This window comes from Shewanella sp. GD03713 (assembly GCF_029843705.1).
Lineage (GTDB): Bacteria > Pseudomonadota > Gammaproteobacteria > Enterobacterales > Shewanellaceae > Shewanella.
In genome coordinates, this window is the sequence record NZ_JAOCIW010000001.1 from 4,595,289 (window position 1) to 4,608,250 (window position 12,962).

Below are 12,962 nucleotides of genomic sequence, written 5' to 3' on the forward strand. Positions count from 1 at the left end.
CTGAGTTCAGGTTAATTAGCTTGATGCAAAAACACGACGTCTTTGTCGATGATTTCCAATTGCCAGCCGTAATGCTCGGCGAGCCATTGAAAGGTGGCTTCGGAGTAAAAGTTAATATGGGTGGGATCATTTTTATAATGCCAAGTGCTAAAGGCCGTGGGATTGAGCACTCGCTTCGTCATCACGGCCAAAATGCCCTTGGGTTTGAGCAAGGTGTTTAATAAGGTCAGTAACGCATCGGCATCGCTCACATGCTCAATGACCTCTGTCAGGGTAATGAAATCGTATTGCCGCGTGAGTAACTCGGGGTGGTTGGCGTAATAGAGATCGTAGTTTTCGACCCGATAACCCCGCGTTTGCGCCAGTAGACTCAAAGCTTTGCCCTCACCACAACCAAAATCGAGCCCCAATGCCGTTGGCGCAAAGCGGCTCAACAAGGGGGCGAGGGTTCGGTCTAGAAACTGCTGATAACCGAGATCCTGCGGGTGATTCTCGTGCTTATCGTATTCAGCCTTTTCGGCTGCAGGACTCAGATAAAATTCGGCAGGCACGCTCACCAAGGCACACTGCTGGCACTGTTGGTAACGACGGCGTTTATCTTGGTGGTAAGCCACTAAATTGGCACTGTGGCAAAGGGGGCAGGTGTTCAACGGCAATTCCTAGCAGAATCAAAGGGCAAACGGTGAATATTGCCCTTAATGTAAAAATAACTAAGGTTTGGGGATTTTACGCTCTTTGGCGGCCGCTTCCTTGGCTTCTTGCAGATATTTTTGCTCGCGGCTTTCCCTTTCATCGAACTGCTTTTGAGCCTTAAGCTTTTGTTGGGCTTCCCAATCCTGCGGATTGGACTGTTGGCGGATTTTTTCTTCCCGTGCCGAGGTCTCTTGGGCGGCTCGACGTGCCTTTTCAAGCTGCGCCTGCTCGATACGCTGCGAGTCGATACGCGCCTTATCGGCCCGTTGCTCTAAGGTCAGCCGTGGTTTCGACTGATCAGCCGCGTGCGCGGAAGGTAATACTAGGCCGACAACGACACTTAATGCGATGGTGGGGATAAGTTTTTGCATCCTATGTTCCTTAGAGTCCTTCCTCGGCTGATTGACACGGCAAACTGGGTATTCAGGGCAAAACATAGCATAAAACCGTATTTTGCAGTGGTGAGTTAGAATGATTTTCGTGTAAGACGCTGAAAATCAGCTATCTTAGACTGTCAGTTTTTAGTTGTTATTTGAGCAAAACCTCGATTAGGTTTATTTTAACCTCGCTGGAATGATGTACTATTTGAATTAATTTCGTTATAAACGAAGTACCTAGCTATAGGATGTGACCTTAATTTGCGTCACAAGGGAGTATCCTAAATGATCAGATGGCAACACTTGCTCAATAAACTCAGTACAGATGACCCTGTATTGCAAGATAAGCTGTCATGCTGGCAAGCCGATCCGTACCAGACTCCCCTCGCCCTGATCCAAGGCTTTAGTTTTATTAGCGCAAATAGCGCCACCCTCGATTACTTTGGTACCGAATACGATGCCTTAGTGAATACCACGCCCTATGACTTTTCACCTAGGATCCAATCCTCTGGACGCAATAGCGTTGAATTTGCACGGGAAATGATTATTGAGGCGGCATCGGGGAACCATGTCGAATTTAGTTGGCTCCACCTGAGCCAACAGGGTAAAGAACTCCCCACCAAGGTAAGACTCTACCCTTGTTATTTACAGCAACAAGCCGTAGTGCTCGTTGAGCTACAAGCCCTCAACCGTCGAACTCAAGTTCGGCCGTCGATCTCCGATGGCTTTGCCCATATCCCACGGGAGATTATGGCGACCACACTCGAGGAGAGTGCCGAGGCCGTTTACATCACCGATGCTGATAATCGCATATTGGCCGTAAACAAGGCTATGTGCCGTATCTGCGGTTACAGTGCGGAGCAATTGATCGGTAAAACCCCTGAGTTTTTAGAGGCTAAACTCCTGCCTCCAGGGCAAGAAACCGATTGCCAAGCCGCCATGAAACTTCGGGGATTTTGGCATGGCGAGACGCTTAAACAGCGATCTGACGGGAGCCACTTTCCCGCATGGCAGAGCAGTCGCCGAATCGAGACCGATGATAATGCCCTGTATCATGTGAATATTTTCAGCGATATCAGCACCAAAAAACTGCTCGAAACGCAGCTCACCACCCGCGCTATGTACGACACATTAACGGGGTTGCCGAACCGTTATCATCTCAAGCAAATACTCAATAGTGCCCTCGATAAACTGAAGGATGATCCTTCCACCCTCGGCGCACTGATGTTTTTAGACCTCAATGGTTTTAAGAACATCAATGACAGCTTTGGTCATTCCATGGGGGACAGGGTGTTACAACTGGTGGCCGCGCGTTTAGAAGCGGGCTGCATTGAGAAGGCCGATATCGCCCGTATGGGGGGCGATGAATTTACCTTAGTGCTGCAGGAATGCAGCTGTAAGGAAGAAATTCAATTATTTGCCGAGCAAATACTGAGCCTGTTCGACAGTCCATTTGAAATCGAAGGGCAAAAGTTCTTCCTCGGTACCAGTATTGGTATCGCACTGTTCCCAACCCACAGCGATCAAGCGGGACAGCTGATTAGCTTGGCCGATACCGCCATGTATAGCGCGAAGAAAAATCAGCCGCACTTAGTCTTTTATGACAAGGCGATGAGCCAAGCAGCTGAGCTTAAATTAAAGCTTATCAACAATCTAAGGCATGCACATAGCCTCAAGCAGTTCAATCTTGCCTATCAAGCAATTGTGGATTTACACACCAATAAGCCCATTGGTGCCGAGGCGCTGTTGCGTTGGCAAAAATCCCCCAACGAGCATTATGAAGCGGCCGAATTCGTCCCTTTACTCGAGGAAACAGGGCTGATTATTACCATTGGGCAATGGGCACTGGAGCAAGCCTGTAAGCAGGCCGCCATATGGCGCGCGAGTTATCAGCCTGATTTTAAAGTGTCGGTTAACGTATCGCCCTTACAGTTGGAGCATGTGGATTTTGTCGGCCAAGTGATTAGCGCCCTAGAAATGGTCGCTCTGCCCGCCGAAGCGCTGATTTTAGAAATCACCGAGTCAGCGCTGTTACGTCAACCCGAGTTAGCGCGCCAAACCCTTGAGCGCATCAAAGCCTTAGGTGTCGGCATCGCCATTGACGACTTTGGTACGGGTCTCTCATCACTCAGCCGCTTAGGAACCTTACCGATAGACAGTGTCAAAATTGATGCTGAATTTGCTCTGCGTTTACATGATGCCTCGGGACAAAAACTTTGCCATGCCATAGTGCAATTAGCACAGGCTCTCGATATTCACTTTGTGGCAGAAGGCATTGAAACACAGCAGCAAAAAGACATCATTACCCATATGGGGCAAGGTTTTGCACAAGGCTTTTTGTTTGGCTATCCCAGTTCGGTTGAGCAGTTTACCCAAGCCTTTTTAGCCGAAAGGTGTATCGCTTAAGGTTGAGCTGCAACTCGGTGATAATTGACTGGTTTATGGGTGGATTTTTACGAATTGACTCATTGGCTCGATAGCCCTGCCAGCACACCATTAAGAATGGAATCACTCCCCTGCAAAGCAATTGGCTGGCAAAGCTATCTCATCATTTGCGCTGCAAATGAATCACCGCTATTAAACCTTGTTTTACGTTACGTTAGCGTGATCTGAATAAGATTTTAACTATTTTAATTCGTACGGGGTCTCAAAAACGTAAGAATTTAAAAACACTTATTCTCCGCCCTGATAACGCAGTCTTACTTGAGCTGGCATCGCCCGAATGCGCATCTCCACCATAGCATCGAAGGCATTCAATAGAGGCGACACATCTAAATCCGGCTCGAGTGCTTTTAGCATATAAGCACTCGCTTCTAAGGTTGATAAACTGTCGCTGCGACTCGATTTGCGGATCTTATATCTTGATGCATAACCTTCGGCCAAGTGCACCGCCGGCAATTGAGCTAACCATGGATTGAGCTGCAAGATTTTAAAGGCTTTGCGCCAGGTGCCATCGATCAACAACAGTACACAATCGGCGCAAAGCTTCTGTTGTTCAACACTCACACTCTGCTCAGAGGGATAAACAAGATAGACTGGGCGTCCGCCATTCATGAATTGTTCGCGCAATAAAGCAAAATCCGCTTCAGTCTCCCCCACATACACTTGGGTGTTGGGTATCACTAGACTTAACACCTTGACGCTATTCTTTTTATGCTCGACTTCGGAGGGGTGTTGCAATATCACTAGCTGCGTTTGCGGCTGTATCGGCTGCACATGGGCGCAGAGGCACGCATTCATCGGATAACAGCAAATAGGACAATAGTGGCGACTCAAAGCAAAATCTCTATAAAACGTTTATCCACCAGTATAGCAGCTTGAATTATCGATAAAAAATGCCCGTAGTTATGGTCAAATAAGCTACGGGCAAAGGGTGTTTTTGGTTAGCCGTTTAGGGTGAATTAATGCTCTGCGGCTAATTGCTCTTGGTGCCAGTGGTCGAAGCGGCTGAGCGCCATCATTGAAAGTAATCCGACAGAAAATACTCCCATCACTAAGGCCACGGCATAGGGGGCGGTCAGGTTTGTTTGCTGCACAAGGCCAGCCACCACAGACGCACCACTCATCTGAATAAAACCTAACATCGCCGTCGCGGTACCCGCCCGCTCGCCAAAGGCAGACAGTGCCATACTGGTCGCTGGGCCTAATAACAGCGCAAAACCAATACACAACAGCATCATAGGTAGCATAAAGGCAAAGGCGGCTGCCATGCCTACACTCGGGCCGAAGGCTTGCGTTGCGATAATCAATACCGCCGAGAGCACCAGTAGCACTAAGGCAAGGATTGCAGTTGGACGGTTGCCTAATTTGCGGATCACTACTGGCGCGGCAAAACAGGCCACAATATTGACTACAGCGTTCAAACCGAACAAACCACTAAAAGCTAACTCAGACACCCCTAAATGGCCGATAAGCCACACGGGAGAGTAAGACACATAACTTAAAATTGCCGCCATCGCCGACATACAGGCAAAGGCATAAAACAAGAAATGGGTATTGCTCAGCACCGGCTTATAACGACTCCAACGGTACAATGGGCCTGTGCTAACGGTATTGGCTGGACGAGTTTCGGGTAAACGATAGCCCACCAATAACATCATCAAAATCGCGTATAGGGTCATAAACACAAAGGTCGAGCGCCAGCCAAATTGCATGGCTAATAGTCCGCCAAGGGTAGGTGCCAAGGCAGGAATAACGCAAATAGCACCATTTAAGTAACTGTAAATACGGGCGCCTTCCTTCGGCGAATAACAATCACGCACAGCACTAAAGACCACAATCGAGGTTGAACACGCCGCTAACCCTTGCAGCACGCGAGCAAGTTGCAACCAGTGAAATTCAATCGCGGCAGCGGCGAGCAAACTGCTCGCGCCATAGAGCAACACACCAAAGAGTGCCACGGGGCGACGTCCATAACGGTCGGCCAAGGGGCCAATCAATACCTGTCCCACACCCATAGCAAATAAAAACAGTACTAAGGTGGACTGTACTTCGCTGGCAGACACGGCGAACTCTGCCGCCATAGTGGGCATAGAAGGGAGGTAAATATCAATTGCCAGAGGGCTAAGTAGCACCAAAGACATCAAAATAGGTAACAGATTGCGCCGCATAAAACTTATCTCGGTTAAACAGTAAAAAGTATTTCAGTGGGCGCTATTTTAAATAACTCAAGGTATGAACAGAAATGGTATAATTTCCAAAGTGAATTTCCTTTAAGGAATATCTATGAATCTCGACAACTTAGCCAGAATCGATCTCAACCTACTGGTGATATTGAAGGTTTTGCTCGAAGAGCAGAGCGTCACCCGCGCGGCGAGTCGATTACATATTAGCCAGTCGGCATTGAGCAAGAGCTTGAATCGCCTGCGAGAAACTCTAGATGATCCCCTGTTCCAGCGCACTGCCCACGGCCTAAAACCCACGGCACATGCGCTCAATATCGGGCTCAAGTTGCCGAATATTTTGCAGGACTTATATCAACTCACTCAGCCACCGACGTTTACGCCGGCCAGCAGTAACAGGCAGTTTTCCTTTGCCATGGTTGAAAGCGCCTACGAAACCTTAATTCCCTATTTTATCGGTCCGTTATTAAGTACTGCACCGAATCTGAAGCTCGACTCCTATGTGTGGACCGAGAAATCGATGCACGATTTACAGCAGGGGCAAATTGACTTTGGGATCTCGGGGCGGGATCTACACCCACTGTCGGACTCGCAAACGGACAGACTCCCAGATGGCATTAGCTGCCAAACCCTGTTTACCGACAGGCAAGTGTGTTTGGTGCGCCAAGATCATCCCTTGATGACTGCACTCACCTCGCCCAAGTGGGATTTATCCCTGTACTTGGATATGGCACATGTGCAGGTTCGTTGTGAAGGGAGTGATTGGTGGGCGCTGGATTACTTTCTGGCCGACCTTGGCCACAGGCGCAAAATCAGCACGACTGTGCCCGATTTTTATGGCGCGGCCAGCATCTGTGCCCACAGTGATTTAATTTTCACTTTGCCTTCGAGCTTTGCACTGCACGCATGCAAGCTGTATCCACTAAGGCTATTGCCTCTGCCCTTTGAATTTATCCCTATGGCCTATGTGCTGCTCTGGCATCAGCGCAACGATGAAGACCAAGGCCATAAATGGATGCGTGATACCATCTGCCAAAGTGTTGAAAAACTTATGCAACCTTAGGATAAAAGCCATAAAAAAGCCCAGGGTACAAGCGTATCCTGGGCTTATTCAACTCAACACACTTACAGAATAAAGGTCGCTACCTGCGCGTTGAGATCATTCGCGCGCGCCTTTAATCCTTGGGCTTGAGTCAGATCCGATTTCGCTGCCTCGGTGATTTCGTCGGTCACGTCCTTGATCGCTACGGTATTTTGGGTGATTTCCCCCGTGACCTGTGTTTGCTCTTCGGCGGCAGTGGCAATTTGGCCTGCCATATCCGAAATCACATTCACGGCTTGGGTGATTTCTTCCAACGCCTTTGCGGCGGCATTCGCATCTTCCACGCTGTTGCCTGCAAGCATTTGACTGCTTTCCATCAAACTCACGGCTTTTGCTGTGGTGCGTTGCAGGGTTTCAATGGTCGCATGTACTTCTTGGGTCGAATCTTGAGTCCGACGAGACAATACCCGCACCTCATCAGCGACCACAGCAAAACCACGGCCCTGCTCACCCGCGCGGGCAGCTTCAATCGCCGCGTTGAGCGCTAATAGGTTAGTCTGTTCCGCAATCCCTTGAATAGTCGCTAAAATACTAGAAATCGACTGGGCATGGCGACTTAAATCTTCAATCACGTCCGTTGCCTGAGCGACTTCATCGGCTAGGGAATTGATCGAACTGCGGGTTTTATTGACCAGCTCTTTGCCTTGGAAACTGCTCGCGGCCGACTGCTGCGCCGCTGTCGCAGTGTTTTCCGCATTGGCGGCAATTTCATTCGTCGCGCTTGCCATTTCGGTCACCGCCGTTGCCACCATAGCCACTTCCTGCTGCTGACGTTGCAACTCTGCCACGGCAATATGGTTGGTTTTAAGACTGCGCTCGGCATCCGCATCCAGCTCGCTCGCTAACTGACGAATATGGCTGATGAGTTGGTGCTGGCTGCCGACAAAACGGTTAAAGCTATCGGCCAACACGCCCACTTCATCCTGTGTGTCGACCTCGATGCGTTGAGTTAAATCGCCATTGCCGTCGGCAATGCGTGCCAGTGCCTGTGACACGCGTCCGAGTGGACCTAGCAATAGATTCACCAACCAGGAAATCGCCAACACGCTCAGGAGTAATACAACGGCGGAAAGTCCAAATTGCGTCAACAAAAGATCGGTCAGAGGTGCCTCAAGAGTCTCCTTATCCAGCACTATCACCAATTCCCAATCGGTATTGGGAATATCGACGCCCCAGACTAACTTGTCGCGGCCCTCATTTTCAAAATACATGGGCAGCAAGGTTCCCGCTTTGCGGCTCTGCTGGGGTAAATCATGATTCAGATCGTTGTCGATTTGGCCGACAGGCTTCATCGCCTTTGAAGCATCTTTGTAAGCAATCACAGTGCCGTCTTTGTGCATCATGATCGCATAGCCATTGGCGGGAAGAGTCATACGATTCACGCTCTCAACTAGGCTCGCAATTGAGAGATCGCCCCCCACCACACCTTGCGAGGTCGCCTGTGCCATAGTGACCACTAACACGTTATAGGCCACGTCGACATAGGGTTTTGTCAGGATGAGGCCGCGCTCATTCATCGCCTGTTTATACCAAGGACGCGTTCTCGGATCGTAACCCATGCGGTCTATACTTGGATCTGAATCCAACATTTGCCCAGTCTCGGTACCAAAATAGGTCAGCTGGAATCGCCCAGAGGCCTGCGCCTGCTGTAATGCACTTAAACTATTACCTTCAACCTTAGAGGCCAATGCGCCTACGATATCTTGGCGTCCTGCGAGCCACTCCTGAATGCGCTCGGCCTGTTGTTCACCCAAGCGCTGCACCTGCTCTAGGCTATTTTGCAGCAACAATGACTTTTGACTGGAATAGCTTTGCCATGACAGTGAGCCGATGACGAGGGAAAGCGCGATCACGACCGAAATCAGGATCTTTTGTTTAAGCGAATATGAGTTCATTTTGGTATCTACGGTTTTACACAGCACTGAAGGAAGGTAATGATGAGAGGCAGGCAGTTAACGTCGTAAATTTACAGTTTTAGCCAAAACCAATCAAAATATCGGCTAAATTTTCGCACATATTGCACAACAAACAAAGAATACGTTACAGTCGGAATAACAAATAATTAAGCAAAAACATTAAGATAACTAAACGACGCCAAAAACAAACCTCAGGCAAACACAAAGATCACAGTCAAACAAAAGGCACAACAATTTCGGCTTCATAGACGTAAAACAACGTAAATTAACCCAAATTAACGTGACCCAATCCGATTATTTATTGCACACTGACCCTCCATAGCATTGGGAAAGAGGCCCATTGATGGCGCCAGCTTGGTGACATCCACTCTACAATATGGCTTTATTCGTTTTCCGCCTCGCCCATTTTGATTAGGAGTTCTTATGATCTATCAACAATTTCAACAGAGCCCATTTCAGCCACGCATTTCAGGAGCTCGGGCTTGGTTAGCCATGGCGATCAGCGTCAGCTTAATCTGCTTATCTCTGTTTTTATTACCTTTTGTGCTTTTATTCGGCGCGATTGCGCTCGGATGTGTCGTGCTATTTAGCCGTTTTTATGTCGCACGCCAAATGAGTAAGTTTAATCGCGCCCAAGCGCAAGCACAGGAGGCGGCAAGCCAAGCATCGGACTTTTATCGCTCGGCGAATGTGGTACGTGAACCCCATGCAGAACATTATCGTGGCCGCACCTTCGAGCATCAACAGGATGAGAAATAATACTAGGCGCTTAGTAATGTCTTTGCGCGCTTAAGGGTTTGAATCTCAGCGGGATCTTGGGTCATATCCAGCACAGTATCAATTTGCAGCGCGAGTGATTGCCAGAGAGGCTCGATGATCTCGGCCTCTTTGGCATTAGCATGACGACGCGCGAGGTTGAGCAGTGCCGCAGAGCCCACCACATCGATGCGCCCTAAAATACCGTCTGCGAGTGCCATGCTCAGTTCAATCATGGCTGGCACGCTGTGACCGTATTTAATCACTTCACGCAGGTAACGCTCCGCCTGACTCACATCGCCACCCAAACCACTTTCATCGTTTAACATGTGTTGTGCGCGGGTAAGCATGGCATCGAGTTGGCCCTGTTCCGCCGCTTCAGCCATCCAATATTCACTCACAATAGGATCGCGCTTACAACCATCGCCATTAGCGAGCATTAAGGCTAAATGGTACTGGGCATGGGGATAACCCGCTTGCGCCGCTTTATTAATAAAATGATAGGCTTGGGTCAGATCTTTCGCCTGATAGTAAAGCACGCCTAAATTCGCCATGGCTTCGGTCTGCTCGCCCTCGGCCGCCAGTTGCAAATAGTGCTTCGCCTGCACTAAATCCGGCTTAAATGACTCGCTGCCCACCAGATAAAAATACCCGAGTAACGCCATTGCATTGACAACGCCCGCCTGAGCAGCCTTGGCAATTGCAGCTTCGCCCTGAATGGCATCGGCCTGTCCTTGATAGCCATGGATAAGCCCCACCCCATGTTCATAGAGGGCATCGGAATGTTTTGGCGCCGCAAGGGCAAACCAATAGGCAGCTTTAGCAAAGGTATCACTGGCTTTTTGCGCCACTTCCTTTACCGCTGGGCCATTTTCATCTTCATTACCATAGGATTGGTCAGCCAAGGCAAGCTCTTGTTCTTTAAGCATTAATGCTTTGGTTTTAAAAGAAATCCCCACAAGATATTGTGCCTTAGGGTCGTCTTCCATCACCGCGCGGTAACAGAGATCTTTGATGGTAACTGCATCGCTGGCTTGGTAACGATAAGCGGGAGCCGCACGCCCAACCACCTTAGGATACAAGTGCTCAATTAAGGCCAACACATCCTTGATGGCCTTTTGGGCCAAGGCGAGCAATTGTTCTTGGGTTAAATGGTATTTTTCAGGGTGGGCGCCACGGTTACCATCGCCACGCAGGCGATGCAAGGCTCTAGTCGTCTTCACATCGATCAGTCGCTTTTGGTTTAACAGCTCGATACGATCATAGAGGTTAGGACTGGTGAAGGAGACGGCTTTATCCTGACCGAGTAGTTCAGTCAGCCTGTGGGTAAAACTGCGGATATGCAGCAGTGACTGGGTGGGCACATCCTGCACATAGTTTTTGGCGTTGAGGTAATCATCGAGGAGAGAGGCCGAAAACCCTTGGATAAATTCGCTATCCAGTAACTCAGCCCCTGTCCCCATAAATCTTTACCTCAGTTCAAATGTACTCAGTTGATATTATTCCGCGGTAGGCTTTTTCGTCACCATATACAGGCGGAACAGCGCTAAGTTCACGAATAGACCGATAAATGCCATCAAGGTATCCGCCAACATTTGCACTGGCAGGCCGCCCAGAGAAGCCGCGCCAGAGAGCTGCGCACCCACGACAGAAAGCGGCAGATAAAGCATCAATAAGGCGATGGTTTTCAGTACGATAGGACCGCTAAAGCTAAAGCTTGCCTTAATGGCTTCTAGCGGTGTGAGACGTTCAACCACCACCATAAAGTTCACATAGGCGAGTCGCGCAAACAGATAGAAACTGATGACGAGGCCAACTAACCACAGAGGACCGAACGCCGCAAATAGCATCACAGGCGCTAAAATCGCCAGTCCCGAAAACACACCCGCCAGCAGCAGGGGCGGTACAAAGGGTAAGCTGGCCTTCAATACCATACCCGTCGGGGGATTATGCCCTTGGGATCTCAGCTCTAAAAATAGCGTTAATGCGGCGATCAGCACCGAAAAAATCAATAACAGTAGCATCATGGCGATCATATGTGGCGCGCCAAACTGTGGGTTTTCCAGATCGACTTTGCTCATCTCTGTGCCTAGCCACAGCTGGATCCCCACCTGCACTAACAGCAATGGCACTGTCAGCATGGCAAGCTGAGTGAGATGATTACGGAAAAAGTTATAAGCTTCGGTCAAAATTGCGGATAGTGACATGCGCCTTTCCAAAATAATTGAAGTAAATTAACACCGTGAATTGCCGCTAAGGATACCCAAAATCCCGCCCCAATGCACAACACAAATCACTTGAGTGAACCGTAAATCACAGAAAAGGACTGCAACAAAAGTCGCAAAGCCGTTACACTGTGGGCCTTTATTGCGCGCAAACCCTCAAAGGATGCCACTCATGAAACACACTCTCACTCTCTCAATCCTGATCAGCGCCACGCTTTTAGCGGCTCCCGCCAGTGCAGGCTGGTTAGATAACCTCGCAGGAACACAAGCAAAAACAGAAAAAGTAGCCACAGGTACCGCGACTCAATCCAACGAGTTAGTCGGTAGTGTGATGTCGCAACTCGGTTTAAGTCAAAACCAAGCCGAAGGCGGTTTAGGTAGCCTGTTAGGCCTAGCCCAGTCTAGCCTAGGTTCGAATGATTACACCAAATTAGCCGCCAGCATTCCTAATGCCGACAGCCTATTAGCCGCAGCGCCAAAGCTTGACGCTAACTCAGGCGTTTCAGGCCTATTGTCTAAGGCGGGTAATATTGGATCTTCCCTTCAAGGCAGCGCAATGGTGTTAGATGCTTTTGAAAAATTAGGTATTTCTAAAGATCTCGCTATGCCGATGATCAATATCGCCAAGTCTTATCTTGAGACAAATGGTGCAGAAGGCAGCTCAGATCTTCTGATGAAGGGCCTAAACTCTCTGCTGTAATCTTCGCTTTCACCCTAAGCACACGGCTTAGGGTGAACTTTAGCGCCGTAAATCACTCTATTTAGTTATCCCTTCTTGCCAGAGCAGTGCCCTTTTATGATTGCTAAGCTGAAACGATTCCTTCAATCCCACACCCAGGCCATCTCCCCCGAGGAGAAAGCCCACCAGCTGAAGTTGGCGGCCGCGAGCATGTTGCTCGAAGTGGTATTTGCCGATGAAACCCTCGCGGCAGAAGAAATGGCGTTACTGCCGACCTTGCTGACAGAAACATTGTCGATGCCAGCGCAGGAAGCCAATGAACTGATTGAAGAAGCGAAAAAAGCCCAAGGTAATGCCACCTCGCTGTTTGAGTTTACCGATACCATCAATGCCGAATTTAGCTTGGAGCAAAAGCAACAATTGCTGTTAGCTATGTGGCAATTGGCCTATGCCGATGGACAACTCTCCCAGTACGAAGATCAAATTATTCGCCGTACCGCCGATTTGTTGTACCTCAAGCACAGTGAACTGATCCAGATGCGTAATCAGGCTATCGAAGCGACCCAAGCGGCACGCTAAAAGCGCCCAATAA

At 49.2% G+C, this 12,962-nt stretch carries 12 protein-coding genes; 5 read left to right on the top strand and 7 right to left on the bottom strand.

Annotated features, from left to right (window positions below):
- Window positions 1-11 precede the first annotated feature (11 nt).
- Together N5E87_RS20095 and N5E87_RS20100 are read right to left on the bottom strand one after the other, a co-directional pair.
- Window positions 12-650, bottom strand: coding sequence for a class I SAM-dependent methyltransferase (locus N5E87_RS20095; protein ID WP_086903550.1), 639 nt, complete (start codon window positions 648-650; stop codon window positions 12-14).
- A gap of 60 nt (window positions 651-710) precedes the next feature.
- The gene (locus N5E87_RS20100) at window positions 711-1,064 is read right to left on the bottom strand and encodes a hypothetical protein (RefSeq protein ID WP_086903549.1); all 354 of its coding nucleotides are present in this window, start codon (window positions 1,062-1,064) and stop codon (window positions 711-713) included.
- 291 nt (window positions 1,065-1,355) lie between these two features.
- On the opposite strand from N5E87_RS20100, the gene N5E87_RS20105 reads away from it, so the two are divergent.
- Window positions 1,356-3,476, top strand: a complete 2,121-nt coding sequence (locus N5E87_RS20105) for an EAL domain-containing protein (protein ID WP_086903548.1) — start codon at window positions 1,356-1,358, stop codon at window positions 3,474-3,476.
- Window positions 3,477-3,743: 267 nt separating this feature from the next.
- Here N5E87_RS20105 and N5E87_RS20110 read toward each other — a convergent pair whose 3' ends face one another.
- Both N5E87_RS20110 and N5E87_RS20115 read right to left on the bottom strand, forming a co-directional pair.
- Complete coding sequence (locus tag N5E87_RS20110) at window positions 3,744-4,346, bottom strand: tRNA-uridine aminocarboxypropyltransferase (protein ID WP_086903547.1); 603 nt, start codon at window positions 4,344-4,346, stop codon at window positions 3,744-3,746.
- Between the two features lie 125 nt (window positions 4,347-4,471).
- Window positions 4,472-5,680 (bottom strand): multidrug effflux MFS transporter, encoded by a 1,209-nt coding sequence (locus tag N5E87_RS20115; RefSeq protein ID WP_086903546.1) that lies wholly within the window; start codon window positions 5,678-5,680, stop codon window positions 4,472-4,474.
- A 115-nt stretch (window positions 5,681-5,795) separates the two neighbouring features.
- Here N5E87_RS20115 and N5E87_RS20120 point away from each other — a divergent pair, with 115 nt between their 5' ends.
- Complete coding sequence (locus N5E87_RS20120) at window positions 5,796-6,755, top strand: LysR family transcriptional regulator (protein ID WP_126512152.1); 960 nt, start codon at window positions 5,796-5,798, stop codon at window positions 6,753-6,755.
- 62 nt (window positions 6,756-6,817) lie between these two features.
- On the opposite strand, the gene N5E87_RS20125 is transcribed toward N5E87_RS20120, so the two are convergent.
- The gene (locus tag N5E87_RS20125) at window positions 6,818-8,689 is read right to left on the bottom strand and encodes a methyl-accepting chemotaxis protein (protein WP_086903544.1); all 1,872 of its coding nucleotides are present in this window, start codon (window positions 8,687-8,689) and stop codon (window positions 6,818-6,820) included.
- Between the two features lie 444 nt (window positions 8,690-9,133).
- On the opposite strand from N5E87_RS20125, the gene N5E87_RS20130 reads away from it, so the two are divergent.
- On the top strand, window positions 9,134-9,469 hold the full coding sequence (locus tag N5E87_RS20130; protein WP_086903543.1) for a hypothetical protein: 336 nt from the start codon (window positions 9,134-9,136) through the stop codon (window positions 9,467-9,469).
- A 2-nt stretch (window positions 9,470-9,471) separates the two neighbouring features.
- Here N5E87_RS20130 and N5E87_RS20135 read toward each other — a convergent pair whose 3' ends face one another.
- Both N5E87_RS20135 and N5E87_RS20140 read right to left on the bottom strand, forming a co-directional pair.
- On the bottom strand, window positions 9,472-10,929 hold the full coding sequence (locus tag N5E87_RS20135) for a DUF4145 domain-containing protein (RefSeq protein WP_086903542.1): 1,458 nt from the start codon (window positions 10,927-10,929) through the stop codon (window positions 9,472-9,474).
- A gap of 36 nt (window positions 10,930-10,965) precedes the next feature.
- Window positions 10,966-11,673 (bottom strand): hypothetical protein, encoded by a 708-nt coding sequence (locus N5E87_RS20140; protein WP_011624476.1) that lies wholly within the window; start codon window positions 11,671-11,673, stop codon window positions 10,966-10,968.
- Window positions 11,674-11,863: 190 nt separating this feature from the next.
- Between N5E87_RS20140 and N5E87_RS20145 the strand changes: the two genes are divergently transcribed.
- Both N5E87_RS20145 and N5E87_RS20150 read left to right on the top strand, forming a co-directional pair.
- Window positions 11,864-12,391, top strand: a complete 528-nt coding sequence (locus N5E87_RS20145; protein WP_011624477.1) for a DUF2780 domain-containing protein — start codon at window positions 11,864-11,866, stop codon at window positions 12,389-12,391.
- A gap of 96 nt (window positions 12,392-12,487) precedes the next feature.
- Window positions 12,488-12,949 carry a TerB family tellurite resistance protein gene (locus tag N5E87_RS20150; protein ID WP_279775798.1) on the top strand — a complete coding sequence of 154 codons (462 nt, stop codon included), beginning with the start codon at window positions 12,488-12,490 and terminating at the stop codon, window positions 12,947-12,949.
- Window positions 12,950-12,962 lie beyond the last annotated feature (13 nt).

Coding starts and splice junctions, on each gene's coding strand:
- N5E87_RS20145 (WP_011624477.1), top strand. CDS start 11,864: ATGAAACACACTCTCACTCTCTCAATCCTGATCAGCGCCACGCTTTTA.
- N5E87_RS20120 (WP_126512152.1), top strand. CDS start 5,796: ATGAATCTCGACAACTTAGCCAGAATCGATCTCAACCTACTGGTGATA.
- N5E87_RS20105 (WP_086903548.1), top strand. CDS start 1,356: ATGATCAGATGGCAACACTTGCTCAATAAACTCAGTACAGATGACCCT.
- N5E87_RS20150 (WP_279775798.1), top strand. CDS start 12,488: ATGATTGCTAAGCTGAAACGATTCCTTCAATCCCACACCCAGGCCATC.
- N5E87_RS20115 (WP_086903546.1), bottom strand. CDS start 5,680: ATGCGGCGCAATCTGTTACCTATTTTGATGTCTTTGGTGCTACTTAGC.
- N5E87_RS20100 (WP_086903549.1), bottom strand. CDS start 1,064: ATGCAAAAACTTATCCCCACCATCGCATTAAGTGTCGTTGTCGGCCTA.
- N5E87_RS20140 (WP_011624476.1), bottom strand. CDS start 11,673: ATGTCACTATCCGCAATTTTGACCGAAGCTTATAACTTTTTCCGTAAT.
- N5E87_RS20130 (WP_086903543.1), top strand. CDS start 9,134: ATGATCTATCAACAATTTCAACAGAGCCCATTTCAGCCACGCATTTCA.
- N5E87_RS20125 (WP_086903544.1), bottom strand. CDS start 8,689: ATGAACTCATATTCGCTTAAACAAAAGATCCTGATTTCGGTCGTGATC.
- N5E87_RS20135 (WP_086903542.1), bottom strand. CDS start 10,929: ATGGGGACAGGGGCTGAGTTACTGGATAGCGAATTTATCCAAGGGTTT.